At 70.6% G+C, this 13,591-nt stretch carries 9 protein-coding genes and 1 riboswitch; of the genes, 6 read left to right on the forward strand and 3 right to left on the reverse strand.

Annotation, left to right across the window (positions count from 1 at the left end):
* Nucleotides 1-86: 86 nt before the first annotated feature.
* On the reverse strand, nt 87-569 hold the full coding sequence (locus tag I8N67_RS06835) for a DUF6082 family protein (RefSeq protein WP_307835167.1): 483 nt from the start codon (nt 567-569) through the stop codon (nt 87-89).
* A gap of 545 nt (nt 570-1,114) precedes the next feature.
* Between I8N67_RS06835 and I8N67_RS06840 the strand changes: the two genes are divergently transcribed.
* Nucleotides 1,115-2,242: a CobW family GTP-binding protein gene (locus I8N67_RS06840; RefSeq protein ID WP_234045215.1), complete on the forward strand. Its 1,128-nt coding sequence runs from the start codon at nt 1,115-1,117 to the stop codon at nt 2,240-2,242.
* 26 nt (nt 2,243-2,268) lie between these two features.
* On the opposite strand, the gene I8N67_RS06845 is transcribed toward I8N67_RS06840, so the two are convergent.
* Nucleotides 2,269-4,725 (reverse strand): DNA gyrase/topoisomerase IV subunit A, encoded by a 2,457-nt coding sequence (locus tag I8N67_RS06845; RefSeq protein ID WP_200301676.1) that lies wholly within the window; start codon nt 4,723-4,725, stop codon nt 2,269-2,271.
* A 395-nt stretch (nt 4,726-5,120) separates the two neighbouring features.
* Here I8N67_RS06845 and I8N67_RS06850 point away from each other — a divergent pair, with 395 nt between their 5' ends.
* The 4 genes from I8N67_RS06850 (at nt 5,121) to I8N67_RS06865 (ending at nt 9,975) form a co-directional block, all read left to right on the forward strand.
* Nucleotides 5,121-6,518 (forward strand): M16 family metallopeptidase, encoded by a 1,398-nt coding sequence (locus I8N67_RS06850; RefSeq protein ID WP_234045239.1) that lies wholly within the window; start codon nt 5,121-5,123, stop codon nt 6,516-6,518.
* Nucleotides 6,515-7,903: a M16 family metallopeptidase gene (locus I8N67_RS06855; RefSeq protein ID WP_200301678.1), complete on the forward strand. Its 1,389-nt coding sequence runs from the start codon at nt 6,515-6,517 to the stop codon at nt 7,901-7,903. Before I8N67_RS06850 ends, I8N67_RS06855 begins: the two co-directional genes overlap by 4 nt.
* Nucleotides 7,904-8,107: 204 nt before the next feature.
* Nucleotides 8,108-8,282, forward strand: a riboswitch (cyclic di-AMP (ydaO/yuaA leader).
* Nucleotides 8,283-8,294: 12 nt separating this feature from the next.
* The gene (locus I8N67_RS06860; RefSeq protein ID WP_200301679.1) at nt 8,295-9,080 is read left to right on the forward strand and encodes a M23 family metallopeptidase; all 786 of its coding nucleotides are present in this window, start codon (nt 8,295-8,297) and stop codon (nt 9,078-9,080) included.
* A gap of 190 nt (nt 9,081-9,270) precedes the next feature.
* Nucleotides 9,271-9,975, forward strand: coding sequence for a GntR family transcriptional regulator (locus tag I8N67_RS06865; protein WP_200301680.1), 705 nt, complete (start codon nt 9,271-9,273; stop codon nt 9,973-9,975).
* 170 nt (nt 9,976-10,145) lie between these two features.
* Here I8N67_RS06865 and I8N67_RS06870 read toward each other — a convergent pair whose 3' ends face one another.
* Entirely contained in the window at nt 10,146-10,427 is a 282-nt protein-coding gene (locus I8N67_RS06870; protein WP_200301681.1) for an HPr family phosphocarrier protein, read from the reverse strand.
* A gap of 190 nt (nt 10,428-10,617) precedes the next feature.
* Here I8N67_RS06870 and I8N67_RS06875 point away from each other — a divergent pair, with 190 nt between their 5' ends.
* The gene (locus I8N67_RS06875; RefSeq protein WP_200301682.1) at nt 10,618-13,464 is read left to right on the forward strand and encodes a bifunctional acetate--CoA ligase family protein/GNAT family N-acetyltransferase; all 2,847 of its coding nucleotides are present in this window, start codon (nt 10,618-10,620) and stop codon (nt 13,462-13,464) included.
* Nucleotides 13,465-13,591 lie beyond the last annotated feature (127 nt).

The raw sequence follows: 13,591 nt of genomic DNA on the forward strand, positions 1-13,591 counted from the left end.
GGCGCGAGGGCCACGGAGCGAGGGCCATGGAGTGAGGGCCATGGAGTGAGGGTCATGGGGCGTAGGCCGTGGGGGCGAGGGCGGCGTCACTCGGCGGGCGGTTCGCCCACGACCCACCACTCGTCCGTGCTCGCTTCCTCCAGGTCGTGGATCAGGGCGTCAACCATCTTGCCGATCTCCGACTCCTCCGAGCCCTCCTTCAGGCTTGACCGGTGATGACGCGTGGCTGCCCAGTAGTCACGCATCAGGGCGCTCTGAAAGATGCCGCGAAGGTGGCCGTACAGCTCCGCCCGGCTGAAGACGCCCACCCGATAGCCCTGCAGGACGTGTGTGTAGAGGAGGTTGGCGAAGAGGTACTGCCGTTGCCTCTCCTCGGACAGCTCCTCCTCGTAGGCGTTCAGAACCGGCAACAGTGTCGGGTCCGAGGCCGCCCTCATGACCAGGTCGAAGTTGTGCTGCTGATAGGCGGTCAGCGACGTGCGCTGCTCCGTCTCGCGTTCCAGCCGTTCCAGGCGCCGCAGTACGGTGCTGATGCGTCGCTCCACGACGAACGCGCCAAGCGCTCCCACCGCGAAGGCGAAACCCGCTGCCGCGGCAGGGCCGAGTCCCCGTGCCCCAAAATTCTGTGTGGCCATGTCAACCCCCGGTTCAGGCGTCCAACCGCCGGTCGTCGGGTGTGGGTCGACAGGATGGGGACCGGCGAGCGGTGGGCGGCGCTTGCCGCCTTCCAGTGTCACCCAGAGGCGTTGGCCGGCCGGGGAGGCGGAGAGGAGGCGCACGGAGGGATGTGCGGGTCGCGCGAACCGGCGCCATGCCCAACGTGTGCCCCGCGGGCGCCGCTAACAATCGTTCACTCGACGTGGTGTTCGCCCCCACTCGTATCCTGGGGCGGCATTCAAAGGCCGTACGAGAGCCGCGGTGTTCCGGTGAGAGCCGGTCCATGAGCCGCCCTCGTGCGGCGGCCGGCCGCGAGCCGGCGCACGCAACGGTGTGACGGTGTGAGAGAGGGCGCGCGTTGAGCCAGTCGTCGAGTCCGAGCCCGAGCCTTGGTCCGAGCCCGAGCCCGAGCCCTGGACCGGGTCCTAGCCCTGGTTCGGGGCTGAGTCCGCAGGGTTTGCCGGGGGCACCGGTTCCGCAGCAGATCCCGGTCGTCGTCCTCGCCGGATTCCTCGGTTCCGGCAAGACCACGCTGCTCAACCACCTGCTCCACCGCAGTGGCGGTAGCCGTATCGGTGCGGTCGTCAACGACTTCGGGGCGATCGAGATCGACGCGATGGCGGTGGCGGGGGCGCTCGGCGATTCCACCGTCTCGCTGGGCAACGGGTGTCTGTGCTGTGCCGTCGACGCCGGCGAGCTGGATCTCTATCTGGAGCGGCTCGCCGAGCCGTCTGCCGGGATCGACGTCATCGTCATCGAGGCCAGCGGGCTCGCCGAGCCGCAGGAACTCGTGCGGATGGTGCTCGCCAGCGAGAATCCCCGGGTGATGTACGGAGGGCTCGTCGAAGTCGTCGACGCGGCCGAGTTCCTTGAGACCAGGCAGCGGCATCCCGAGCTCGACCGGCATCTCGCCATCGCCGACCTCGTCGTCGTCAACAAGCTCGACCGGGCCGAGGACGGGGATCGGGTCCTGGCGCTCGTCCGCTCACTCAGTGATCGCGCGGCCGTCGTGCCCGCCACCTACGGGCGTATCGACCCCGAGTTCCTCTTCGACTGCCGGCCCTCCGAGGAACGCATCGGCCAGCTCTCCTTCGACGACCTCCACCGACACGACGAGGCCGAGGAGAACGGGGGCGCGGGCGAAGGCGGCGATCACGCCGGGCATCCGCACACCGGCTACGACAGCCTCGCCTTCGTCTCCGACCTGCCGATCAACCCACGGCGGCTCATGGAGTTCCTCGACAGCAGATCCGAAGGGCTCTACCGGATCAAGGGGTACGTCGACTTCGGTCCGTACGACGTCCGCAACCGCTACGCCGTGCACGCCGTCGGGCGGTTCCTGCGGTTCTGCCCCGAGCCCTGGAACGACGATGACGGACCCCGGCTCACCCAACTCGTGCTCATCGGGGCGGGGATCGACGGCAAGGCCCTGACCAAGGAACTGGAGGCGTGCAAGGACGACGCCCCACAGGCCGACGAGCACAGCATGTGGGGCGTCCTCCGCTACGTACAGGAGCGGGAGGCTGAGGAACCCGACGCACCCGAGGAACCCGAGGAACCCCGGGTTCTTGACGACAGCCGCTGACTACGGCCGTCGCCGACGGCCTCGGCTCACACCGGTCCCGCCACCGACCACACCGTCCTGCCCAGGGACTCGCCCGAGCCGTCGCGGCGCGGGTCGATCTCCGGGAGCTCGGCCGGGGTGCCGTTCTTCTGGGCGGCGCGGGCCGGGACGGGCCCCGCCCAGGCGACGGACAGACAGTCCTCGCCCTTGAGGAACCGCTGGCAGCGGACGCCGCCCGTGGCACGGCCCTTGCGGGGGTACTGGTCGAAGGGGGTCAGCTTGGCCGTGGTCTGGACCGAGTCGTCGAGCGTGCCGCGGGAGCCCGCCACCGTGAAGACGACGGCGTCCACGGCCGGGTCGATCGCCGTGAAGGAGAGGACCTTCGCGCCCTCGGTGAGCTTGACGCCGGCCATGCCGCCCGCCGGACGGCCCTGCGGACGGACCACCGAGGCCTGGAAGCGCAAGAGCTGGGCGTCGTCCGTGATGAAGACGAGGTCCTCCTCGCCGGTACGCAGCTCGACGGCGCCGACGATCCGGTCACCCTCCCTGAGCGTGATGACCTCCAGCTCCTCCTTGTTGGTCGGGTAATCGGGGACCACCCGCTTGACGACACCCTGCTCGGTGCCGATGGCCAGCCCGGGCGACGACTCGTCGAGCGTCGTCAGACAGATGAGGGTCTCGCCGTCCTGGAGGGAGAGGAACTCCGTGATCGGGGCGCCGCCCGCGAGGTTGGGTGCCGCCGCCGTCTCCGGCAGCTGGGGCAGGTCGACCACGTTCAGGCGCAGCAGGCGGCCGGTGGAGGTCACCGCGCCCACCTCGCCCCGGGCCGTCGCCGGGACGGCGGAGACGATGACGTCGTGCTTGGCGCGCTTGCCGTCCTCGTCCACCGCGAACGGCTCGCCGTTGGCCGTACGGGCCAGCAGACCCGTCGACGACAACAGCACCCGGCACGGGTCGTCCGCGACCTGGAGCGGGACTGTGGCCACCGAGGAGCCCGAGGACTCCAGCAGCACCGTACGGCGCTCGGTGCCGAACTTCTTCGCCACCGCGGCCAGTTCACCGGAGACCAGCTTGCGCAGCTCCGCGTCCGACTCCAGGATGCGGGTCAGCTCCGCGATCTCGGCGTTGAGCCGGTCCTGCTCGGACTCCAGCTCGATGCGGTCGAACCTGGTGAGACGGCGCAGCGGGGTGTCGAGGATGTACTGCGTCTGGATGTCCGACAGGGCGAAGCGCTCGATCAGGCGCTCCTTGGCCTGCGAGGAGTTGTCGCTGGAGCGGATCAGCCGGATGACCTCGTCGATGTCCACTAGCGCGGTGAGCAGACCCTCGACCAGGTGAAGGCGGTCGCTTTTCTTGGTGCGGCGGAACTCCGAGCGGCGGCGCACGACCTCGAAGCGGTGGTCGAGGTAGACCTCCAGGAGCTCCTTGAGGCCCAGGGTGAGGGGCTGGCCGTCGACCAGGGCCACGTTGTTGATGCCGAAGGACTCCTCCATCGGCGTCAGCTTGTAGAGCTGCTCCAGGACGGCCTCCGGCACGAAGCCGTTCTTGATCTCGATGACGAGACGCAGGCCGTGCTGGCGGTCGGTGAGGTCCTTGACGTCGGCGACGCCCTGGAGCTTCTTCGAGCCGACCAGGTCCTTGATCTTGGCGATCACCTTCTCCGGGCCGACGGTGAACGGCAGTTCGGTGACGACCAGGCCCTTGCGGCGGGCCGTCACCGTCTCCACCGCCACCGCGGCGCGGATCTTGAAGGTGCCGCGGCCCGTCTCGTAGGCGTCCCGGATGCCGGAGAGGCCGACGATCCGGCCGCCCGTGGGCAGGTCGGGGCCCGGGACGTGCCGCATCAGCGTGTCCAGGTCGGCGTTCGGATACCGGATGAGGTGGCGGGCGGCCGCGATGACCTCGCTCAGGTTGTGCGGCGGCATATTGGTCGCCATGCCGACGGCGATGCCCGACGAGCCGTTGACCAGCAGGTTCGGGAAGGCGGCGGGCAGCGCCACCGGCTCCTGCTCCTGGCCGTCGTAGTTCGGCGTGAAGTCGACCGTGTTCTCGTCGATCGACTCCGTCATCAGGCTCGTCGCGTCGGCCATCCGGCACTCGGTGTACCGCATGGCGGCCGGCGGGTCGTCGTTGCCCAGCGAGCCGAAGTTGCCGTGGCCGTCGACCAGGGGGAGCCGCATGGAGAAGGGCTGGGCGAGTCGCACCAGGGCGTCGTAGATCGACGAGTCGCCGTGCGGGTGCAACTTACCCATGACCTCGCCGACGACGCGGGCGCACTTCACATAGCCGCGGTCGGGGCGCAGGCCCATCTCGTTCATCTGGTAGACGATCCGCCGGTGCACCGGCTTCAGACCGTCGCGGGCGTCCGGCAGGGCTCGGGAGTAGATGACCGAGTACGCGTACTCCAGGAAGGAGCCCTGCATCTCGTCGACGACGTCGATGTCGAGGATCTTCTCCTCGTACGTGTCGTCGGGCGGCGGGGTCTTCGTGCTGCGGCGGGCCATCGCTGCCGGCTCCTCTTTTTCTGGTCGCTCACCTACGGGGCACTCACGTCTCCGGCTCACTCCGACTGAGACGTGAACGGGGTCTGACGCGGACCATTGTGGACTGCCGCACTGACAACGCGGACCACAGCCCGGCGAACGCCGCTCCGGCCGAGGCCTCGCGATGTCCACCGGGCCACGTCAACGTCGTGCGCCGAACCGAACGAAGGCGCTCCGCGCGCGTAACCCCGGTCTCGCTCTCGGCGTACGACCCCCGGGAACTTCTCCAGGGGTCCGCGCGCTTGCATACAGTGGCAGGACCGGCAGGAAAACAGCGGTTTCCGCGACGATTCCACGACGGATTCCAGGACGGATTCCGCGATTACAGCACAGCGATCGAAGGGACGTACATGCCCATGGGTCACACGGCCACAGCCGAGGCAGGCTCCGAAGGCCTGACAGTGAAGGAGCACCGCCTGGACAACGGCCTGCGCGTGGTGCTCTCCGAGGACCACCTGACCCCGGTCGCGGCGGTGTGCCTCTGGTACGACGTCGGCTCCCGCCACGAGGTCGAGGGGCGCACGGGCCTCGCCCACCTCTTCGAGCACCTGATGTTCCAGGGCTCGGGCCAGGTGCAGGGCAACGGGCACTTCGAGCTGGTCCAGGGCGCGGGCGGTTCGCTGAACGGCACGACGAGCTGGGAGCGCACCAACTACTTCGAGACGATGCCCACCCACCAACTGGAGCTGGCGCTCTGGCTGGAGGCCGACCGCATGGGCAGCCTGCTCGTCGCGCTCGACCAGAAGAACCTGGACAACCAACGGGACGTCGTCAAGAACGAGCGCCGGCAGCGCTACGACAACGTGCCGTACGGCACGTCCTTCGAGAAGATCTTCCGCCTGGCCTACCCGGAGGGGCATCCCTACCGCCACACGCCGATCGGCTCGATGGAGGACCTGGAGGCGGCCAGCCTGGAGGACGCCCGCGAGTTCTTCCGTACCTACTACGCGCCGAACAACGCCGTCCTGTCGGTCGTCGGGGACATCGACCCGGAGCAGACACTCGCGTGGGTCGAGAAGTACTTCGGGTCCATCCCGGCGTACGACGGCAAGCGCGAGCCGCGGGACGGCGGGCTGCCCGACGTCATCGGCGAGCAGCTGCGCGAGGTCGTCGAGGAGAACGTGCCCGCGCGCGCGTTGATGGCGGCCTACCGGCTCCCGGAGGACGGCACACGCGCGTGCGACGCGGCCGACCTGGCGCTCACCATCCTGGGCGGCGGCGAGTCCTCCCGCCTGTACAACCGGCTCGTACGCCGTGACCGTTCGGCCGTGACGGCCGGGTTCGGCCTGCTGCGGCTGGCCGGCGCGCCCTCCATGGCATGGCTGGACGTGAAGACCTCGGGCGATGTCGAGGTGCCCGTCATCGAGGCCGCCGTCGACGAGGAGCTCGCCCGGTTCGCCGCGGAGGGTCCCACGGCGGAGGAGATGGAACGCGCTCAGGCCCAGTTGGAGCGCGAGTGGCTGGACCGGCTCGGCACGGTCTCGGGCCGCGCCGACGAACTGTGCCGGTTCGCGGTCCTGTTCGGCGACCCGAAGCTCGCCCTGACCGCCGTCGACCGCGTCCTCGAGGTGACGGCCGACGAGGTCCAGGAGATCGCCAAGGCGCGCCTGAGGCCCGACAACCGCGCGGTGCTCGTCTACGAGCCCGTCGCCGGCGAAGAGGGCGCGGACGAGGAAGAGGAAGCCGCCGAGGCGACTGCCGCGGCGACGGAGGCCGCCGAAACCACCGACGAGAACGAGGAGTCGGCGAAGTGACCGAGCTCGCGACCATGGACTTCCACCCGCAGCCCCAGGCCGGCGAGGCCAGGCCCTGGGCGTTCCCGGCGCCCGAGCGCGGCACGCTGGACAACGGTCTGACCGTGCTGCACTGCGACCGCCCCGGCCAGCAGGTCGTCGCCGTCGAGGTCCTCCTCGACGCGCCGCTGGACGCCGAGCCCGCCGGTCTCGACGGCGTCGCCACGATCATGACCAGGGCCTTCTCCGAGGGCACCGACAAGCACTCCGCCGAGGAGTTCGCCGCCGAGCTGGAGCGCTGCGGCGCCACCCTCGACTCGCACGCCGACCACCCCGGCGTACGGCTCTCCCTCGAAGTGCCCGTGTCACGGCTGGCCAAGGCGCTCGGCCTGCTCGCCGACGCCCTGCGGGCACCCGCGTTCGCGGACAGCGAGATCGAGCGGCTCGTGGCCAACCGGCTCGACGAGATCCCGCACGAGACCGCCAGCCCGGGCCGCCGGGCCGCGAAGGAGCTCTACAAGGAGCTGTTCCCGGCCACCTCGCGGATGTCCCGCCCCCGCCAGGGCACCGAGGAGACCGTGGCGAGCATCGACTCCGCGGCCGTACGCGCCTTCTACGAGAAGCACGTACGGCCCGCGACGGCCACCGCCGTGGTCGTCGGGGACCTCACCGGGGTGGACCTCGCCGCGCTGCTCGGCGACACCCTGGGCGCCTGGACGGGCTCCCCGGCCAAGCCGCGCCCCGTGCCGTCGGTGAGTGCCGACGACGCCGGGCGGGTCATCATCGTGGACCGCCCCGGCGCCGTCCAGACCCAGCTGCTCATCGGCCGGGTCGGCGCCGACCGGCACGACCGGGTGTGGCCGGCCCAGGTGCTCGGCACGTACTGCCTGGGCGGCACCCTCACTTCCCGCCTGGACCGTGTCCTGCGCGAGGAGAAGGGCTACACCTACGGTGTGCGCGCGTTCGGCCAGGTGCTGCGCGCCGCGCCCGACGGCTCGGGCACCGCGATGCTCGCCATCAGCGGCTCCGTCGACACCCCGAACACGGGTCCGGCGCTCGACGACCTGTGGACCGTGCTGCGCACCCTCGCCGCCGGGGGCCTGACCGACGCCGAGCGCGACGTCGCCGTACAGAACCTGGTGGGCGTCGCCCCCCTCAAGTTCGAGACGGCCGCGGCCGTGGCGAGCACGCTGGCCGACCAGGTCGAGCAGTACCTGCCGGACGACTACCAGTCGACGCTGTACCGGCAACTCGCCGCCACCGGCACGGTGGAGGCCACCGCGGCGGCCGTGAGCGCCTTCCCGGTGGACCGTCTGGTGACGGTCCTCGTAGGGGACGCCGCGCAGATCGAGGAGCCGGTCAGGGCCCTCGGCATCGGCGAAGTCACCGTCGTACCGGCCGAGTAGAGAACCGGACGGAAGCACACATACTCAAGGGGCCCTGGTGACTGAAGAGTCACCAGAGCCCCCGTTTGTCCATATTGATGGGGGAGGTTGTGTGTCTGGGCTGTGGCGTACGCAACAAAACCCGTGATCCGTTTGTTATTTCGAAGACGGCCCACTTAGCGTCAGTCCGGCTGTTCGTCAGCAGTTCGCCGCACCCGCGGCACCGGACAGCCATCGCCGAGTCCCCGCATGGCGCGAGCCAGGGGAGCCGGGGACCCACCGCAGTCCCTGGGGTGAATCGGACGCCCTTCGCGGAGCACCGCGAAACGAGGGGCATCCGTAGGAGACCTTCCTGCTCCGAACCCGTCAGCTAACCCGGTAGGCGAGAGGGAAGGAAAGGACCAGCCACTTCATGGCGTTCACCCGCGCCCCCGGGAAGCACCGCCGCCCCGGCCGTGTGCAGCGCACGACCACGAGGAACGTGGGCGTAGCCGCTCTCACCACCACCGGTGTCATCGGCACCCTGGCCGCCCCGGCACTCGCCGCGGAGCCCGCAGCCGAGCAGACCGGACTGAACCAGATCATCACCCTCGGCGACACGGTCGCCGACCAGGTCGACGCCCAGGCCGCCGCCCAGCAGCAGGCCGCCGAGGTGGCCGCCGCCAAGAAGAAGGCGCAGGAGGAGGCCCGGAAGGCCGCCGCCGAGAAGGCCGAGCAGGAACGTGCCGCCGCCGAGGAGCGCGAGGAGATCAAGGCGCGCGCCGCCCGCGCCGCCGAGCGCGAGCGCCTCAACGCCTACGTCGCCCCGATCAACGGCTCGTACATCTCCACCGGCTACAAGGCCGGCGGCGCCGTCTGGTCCTCCGGCAGCCACACCGGCATCGACTTCCACGCCGCGTCGGGCACCGCCGTCCACGCGGTCGGCTCCGGCACCGTCGTCGAAGCGGGCTGGGGCGGCGCGTACGGCAACAACATCGTCATCAAGATGACCGACGGCACGTACACCCAGTACGGCCACCTGTCGTCCATCGGCGTCTCCGTCGGCCAGACGGTCACCCCCGGCCAGCAGATAGGCCTCTCCGGGGCGACCGGCAACGTCACCGGCGCGCATCTGCACTTCGAGGCCCGGACGACGGCCGAGTACGGCTCGGACGTCGACCCTGCCGCGTATCTGCGCTCGCACGGCGTGAACGTCTGACGAACCGCTCAGCGCTTCCCAGGAGGCCCCGGCTCACCGAGCCGGGGCTTTCCGCGTTGTGACGTACCTCCTGTCCAAAAAATATCCATGGATTCCGGTCCGCCGTCGGAAATTCCCGCTCTCTGCAATAGAGTCGCTGGAACACACGTCAATCATCGACGTTTCACGGGGATTAAGACGGAGGTCGGTCATGCGTATTCCGGCGCACTCGGTATGCACGGCGATCCGTGATGACATCGTCGCGGGTGTCTACGAGCGCGGCAGCCGTCTCACCGAGGAACTGCTCGCCCGCCGGTACGGTGTCAGCCGGGTCCCCGTGCGCGAGGCGCTGCGCACGCTGGAGGCCGAGGGCTTCGTGGTCACCCGGCGGCACGCGGGCGCGTGCGTGGCCGAACCGACCGAACAGGAGGCCGCCGACCTCCTGGAGATGCGCATGCTGCTGGAGCCGCTGGGTGCCGCCCGCGCCGCCCAGCGCCGCACCGAAGCGCACCTCAAGGTCCTGCGCGGCCTGGTGAGACTCGGCCAGGAGCGGGCCAGGCGGGGCAGCAGCGACGACCTGCGCTCCCTGGGGGGCTGGTTCCACGAGACGCTCGCACAGGCGTCCGGCAGTCCCGCGCTGACCTCGACACTCGCCCAGCTGCGGCACAAGATCGCCTGGATGTACGCGATCGAGGCGCCGGCCAACCCCGTGGAGTCCTGGGCCGAGCACGGCGGCATCGTGGACGCGGTCGCACGCGGCGACAGTGAGCGGGCCCGGACGATCACTGCTCTGCACACCGAGCGCGCCACCACCGTGCACCGCCTCCGATTTCCGGCCGGGCCCGGCGGGGCGGAACGCCCGGACCGTGTGAGGACTTCGCAACACCCCGTAAACATGCAGAGCCTGCGGCATTAACACGGGCGCCGTATACAAAGAGGGAAGGAATTCGAAGGGCATGATTTCCGCTGCCCGCACAACGATTTCCTCTCTGTTTGTGTCGTGGAAATGTGAAGGGCTCGCCCGATAAATCGGACGAGCCCTTCGATGTTGTCCGCGGATGGCCTTTCAGGCCTTTATCGCGTCGCTCAGACCGTTTCGGGGAGTTCCTCCAGTCCCTCGGCCACGAGCTTCGCCAGCCGGTCGAGCGCGATGTCCGCGCCCTCGGCGTCGGAGGCGAGGACGATCTCCTCGCCGCCCTGGGCGCCCAGGCCCAGGACCGCCAGCATGGAGGCCGCGTTGACGGGGTTGCCGTCGGCCTTGGAGATCGTCACGGGGACACCGGAGGCCGTGGTGGCCCGGACGAAGATGGATGCGGGGCGGGCGTGGAGGCCCTCGGCCCAGCCGACGTTGACGCGGCGCTCAGCCATGTGATGCTGCCCTTCGGATGTCTCGGGTACCTAGAAGAGGTCTAGACCAGGCTGTCTAGACCAGTTTCCCATATCGTGGAGCGCGCCGGACAGGGCCCACGGCCTGACCGCGAACCGGCAGTCGCTCCTCTGTTGTTCTTCCCCAGACTGGCCCGCGACGTTGTCGTACGCGAGCCGTACTCTGGGGCCCATGCAGACCTCGTCGGACCGGCACGAGTACCCCGCCCACTGGGAGGCCGACGTGGTGCTGCGCGACGGCGGCACCGCACGCATCAGGCCCATCACCGTTGATGACGCCGAGCGTCTCGTCAGCTTCTACGAGCAGGTCTCGGACGAGTCGAAGTACTACCGCTTCTTCGCGCCCTACCCTCGCCTGTCCGCCAAGGACGTCCACCGCTTCACGCACCACGACTTCGTGGACCGGGTGGGGCTCGCCGCCACCGTCGGCGGCGAGTTCATCGCCACCGTACGCTACGACCGCATCGGCGCCGAGGGAATGCCCGCGTCCGCACCCGCCGACGAGGCCGAGGTCGCCTTCCTCGTCCAGGACGCCCACCAGGGCCGAGGTGTGGCCTCCGCCCTCCTCGAACACATCGCCGCCGTCGCCCGCGAGCGCGACATCAGACGCTTCGCCGCCGAGGTGCTGCCCGCCAACAACAAGATGATCAAGGTGTTCACCGACGCCGGGTACCAGCAGAAGCGCAGCTTCGAGGACGGCGTCGTACGCCTGGAGTTCGACCTGGAGCCCACCGACCGCTCCCTCGCCGTACAGCGCGCGCGGGAGCAGCGGGCCGAGGCCAGGTCCGTGCAGCGGCTGCTCGCCCCCGGCTCGGTCGCCGTCATCGGCGCCGGGCGCACACCGGGCGGAGTGGGCCGCAGCGTGCTCGCCAACCTCCTGGACGCGGGGTTCACCGGGCGGTTGTACGCGGTGAACAAGGCCCTCGGGGAAGCCGAGAAGGAACTCGGCGGCGTGCCCGCCCACCGCTCCGTCACCGACATCGAGGGCCCCGTCGACCTCGCGGTCGTCGCCGTCCCCGCCGCGTACGTCCCCGAGGTCGTCGCCGAGTGCGGTGAGCACGGTGTGCAGGGGCTCGTGGTCGTCTCCGCCGGGTACGCCGAGAGCGGCCCCGACGGGCGCGAACGCCAGCGCGAACTGGTGCGCCAGGCGCGTACGTACGGCATGCGCATCATCGGGCCGAACGCCTTCGGAATCATCAACACCGCCCCCGACGTACGGCTCAACGCCTCACTCGCCCCCGAGGCGCCGCGCTCCGGGCGCATCGGCCTCTTCGCCCAGTCCGGCGCCATCGGGATCGCGCTGCTGTCCCGGCTGCACCGGCGCGGGGGAGGGGTCACCGGGGTCACGGGCGTCTCCACCTTCGTGTCGTCGGGCAACCGCGCGGACGTGTCCGGCAACGACGTCCTTCAGTACTGGTACGAGGACCCGGACACCGATGTCGTGCTGATGTACCTGGAGTCCATCGGCAACCCCCGGAAGTTCACCCGCCTCGCCCGGCGGACGGCGGCGGTCAAACCGCTCGTCGTGGTCCAGGGGGCGCGGCACGGAGGTTCCGCGCCCCAGGGCCACGCCGTGCGCGCCACCCGGCTGCCCCACACCACCGTGTCCGCGCTGCTGCGCCAGGCCGGGGTGATCCGCGTCGACACGATCACGGAGCTGGTCGACGCCGGGCTGCTGCTGGCCCGGCAGCCGCTGCCGGCGGGTCCCCGGGTGGCGATTCTGGGCAACTCGGAGTCGTTGGGGCTGCTGACGTACGACGCGTGTCTCGCCGAGGGGTTGCGGCCACTGCCCCCGTCGGACCTGACCACGGGGGCCTCGGCCGAGGACTTCCACGCGGCGCTCTCGCGGACACTCGCCGACGACTCGTGCGACGCGGTGGTGGTGACCGCGATACCGGCGCTGGGGGAGGCGACGCCCGACGACGCGGCCCTGGCCGAGGCGTTGCGGTCCGCGGCGGCCGCGAATCCTTCGAAGCCGGTGCTTGTCGTCCATGTCGAGCTGGGCGGGCTCGCGGAGGCGTTGTCCGCGGCTTCGAGCACCGCACCCCAGTCGGGCAACAGAGCGCTCGGCGCAGCCCCCCGCCTCCGCCCCGCGGAACGACCGCCCACCGAGGGAACGGGCGCGGCGCCGACAGCCCCCTCCGGCTCCGCCGACTCCCGCCTCATCCCCGCCTACCCCGCGGCCGAGCGCGCCGTCCGCGCGCTCTCCGAAGCGGTGAACTACGCCCAGTGGCGGCGGGAGGGGGCGGATCCGGGGCGGGTGCCCGCGTACGAGGACATCGACGAGAAGGGGGCGGCCGAACAGATCGACGCGCTCCTTGCTCGTGGCGAAGGGCTCACACTCGGCGGCGACGAGGTGGGCGCGCTGCTCGTCCGGTACGGCATCGGCGTGCGGGCGGCGCGGCCCGCGCCCACACCCGACGAGGCCGTGGCGGCCGCGCGGACCATCGGCTACCCGGTGGCGCTCAAGACGACCGCCCCGCACCTGCGTCACCGGGCCGACCTGGGCGGCGTGCGGCTGGACCTGGCCGACGAGGAGCAACTGCGACGGGCGTACGCGGAGTTGACGGAGCTCTTCGGGAAGCCGGAGGAGCTGCGTCCGGTCGTGCAGGGCATGGCCCCGCGAGGAGTCGACACGATCGTACGGACGGTGGTCGACCCGGCGGCCGGAGCGGTGCTCTCGTTCGGGCTCGCCGGGCCCGCGTCCCAGCTGCTCGGGGACATGGCCCACCGCCTGATTCCGGCCACCGAGCGGGACGCGGCCTCGCTGGTCCGGTCGATCCGGACGGCACCGCTCCTCTTCGGCTGGCGGGGCTCCGCCCCGGTCGACACGGATGCCCTGGAGGAACTGCTGCTCAGGGTGTCCCGCCTGGTCGACGACCACCCCGAGGTGGTGGCGGTCTCCCTGGAGCCGGTGGTCGTGGCCCCGCACGGACTGAGCGTGCTCGGCGCCACCGTGCGGCTCGCGCGCCCGCCGGCCCGCGACGACCTCGGCCCGCGGACCCTTCCTGTGTACTGAGGGCGACGGGGCGCCGCTCCCGGTGCACCAGGGTGGCGAAGAGGGCACGCGGACTCCGCGAAGGACTCCGCGAAGGACTCCGCGAAGGACGGCGCACGGACCGTCGCATTGTTCCGTCCACGACAGA

The sequence above is a fragment of the Streptomyces adelaidensis genome, from assembly GCF_016598475.1.
GTDB lineage: Bacteria > Actinomycetota > Actinomycetes > Streptomycetales > Streptomycetaceae > Streptomyces > Streptomyces adelaidensis.